2 protein-coding genes are annotated in these 1,385 nt (G+C 54.2%); both read right to left on the bottom strand.

What is annotated here, in order from left to right:
* Positions 1-228 precede the first annotated feature (228 nt).
* Positions 229-546: a hypothetical protein gene (locus MBSD_RS15215; RefSeq protein WP_148667884.1), complete on the bottom strand. Its 318-nt coding sequence runs from the start codon at positions 544-546 to the stop codon at positions 229-231.
* 11 nt (positions 547-557) lie between these two features.
* Positions 558-1,385, bottom strand: an 828-nt coding sequence (locus MBSD_RS12445; RefSeq protein ID WP_148667883.1) for an RHS repeat-associated core domain-containing protein, incomplete at its 5' end; no start/stop codon positions are given.

Here is a 1,385-nt window from a genome sequence, read left to right as displayed (position 1 = left end):
CCATGCGCCCGTTGACGGCGGCGGCGAAAGGGTGACCCCTGTTTTCCCAACTCGACAGGCGGGATATTCCCGCCCTACGCGGGCTTGTACAGCCTGAGCCGCTTCAGCGGGTCAGTGGGGCACTTCATTGTTGAATCCGTCGGTGCACTTCATTGTCGACCCCTCCGGGTCTATATGCAACTTGGACAAGATTGTCAGCTGGACAAGATTGTCAGCCATACGCCAAGCTCAAAAGTATTTCTTCAATCCTTCACGCGTACACAGAAAGCCAACTTCGACGTAGCCTGAACTAGGCGGCAGCCATGCTCCATCTTCTGTGAAGGCATGCACCGAAACAATCTTTTCTGGATCTTGTTCACCACCTGGATAGATAACAGCAAAGAACGTTCCTCCCAACACATTGTCCTCGGAGCTTTCGAACGAAACCACAAACACTTTGCGCTCGGGGGTACTCTGCGCTATTTCGCCAATTATAGCGCATTCAGCGTGTGATTCTGGTTTTCTCTCGGAGACATAAAAACATTTTGTACCAATTTTTACAAACATTAGCTTACCTCTCAGAATGCCGGATCAACTTTAAACGTGTTGATCGGCTGCAAAGTAGCCGCAGGATTAGGAATCAGATATTCCGGCAAGCCGCCTTGATTTGGTATTCCACCTCCGTGCGTGCCATACGGGAGTGCCGGCCTTATCGCCGTAATACCCGCCGGGTTCACAATTCTAGAAACCGTCATTTGCGTTCCAAGATTAGTATTGGGTAATCCAGCAAGGTCTCGAACGTTATAACCAGCGAGCCGTAAAAGCGCCGGATTAATTGGAGTCCAAGAAGCGCCCATCGTTGGAGACAGACCACCCGAGATACGGTAGACGTACTGACCTTCCCGAGGATTTGAACTCGAAATCGGTTGGTCTAATTCTTTTGCGGCTTGGGCTGAAAGTGTGTCGTCGGACGCTGTCGCGGTCGGATAAACCAAAGCTCCAACAGCCACCCCTTCTAGTAACGTACCCGCGGCAGTAGCGGTGGCAGCGCCAGCAGCATTCGAGGTAGCGCCGGCACCTACCCTGATCGCTATTGCTGTAGCAGCAGCCGCGGCTTTCGTTTCAGAGGCACTCCGCGTCCCGACCTGCGTCACGCTTACGCCTAAGCTTTCACAGCTTTGGCCCGAGAGGTGAGTTCCGGTGCTGCATGAGGTCGCCTTGCCACTCGGGTCCGTATACCGATAGGGATTGTCGTTGGCATACCTGAAGCGATTGAAGTTCGCGCCGTTACCCCCATTTGCCGCCACCGGATCCGCACTCAAGAACCTCCCCAGCACCGGATCGTAGTACCGCTGCTGCGCATACACGAGCCCGGTCGCCGCATCGGTCTCGTGCCCAGTGTAGCC

Source organism: Mizugakiibacter sediminis (assembly GCF_000953855.2).
GTDB classification, from domain to species: Bacteria; Pseudomonadota; Gammaproteobacteria; order Xanthomonadales; family Rhodanobacteraceae; genus Mizugakiibacter; species Mizugakiibacter sediminis.
Note: the sequence above shows the minus strand (reverse complement) of the source record. Positions and strands in the feature narration are given on the sequence as shown.

Bases quoted from the DNA above. Each gene is read 5' to 3' on its own strand.
- MBSD_RS15215 (WP_148667884.1), bottom strand. From the start codon at position 546: ATGTTTGTAAAAATTGGTACAAAATGTTTTTATGTCTCCGAGAGAAAA.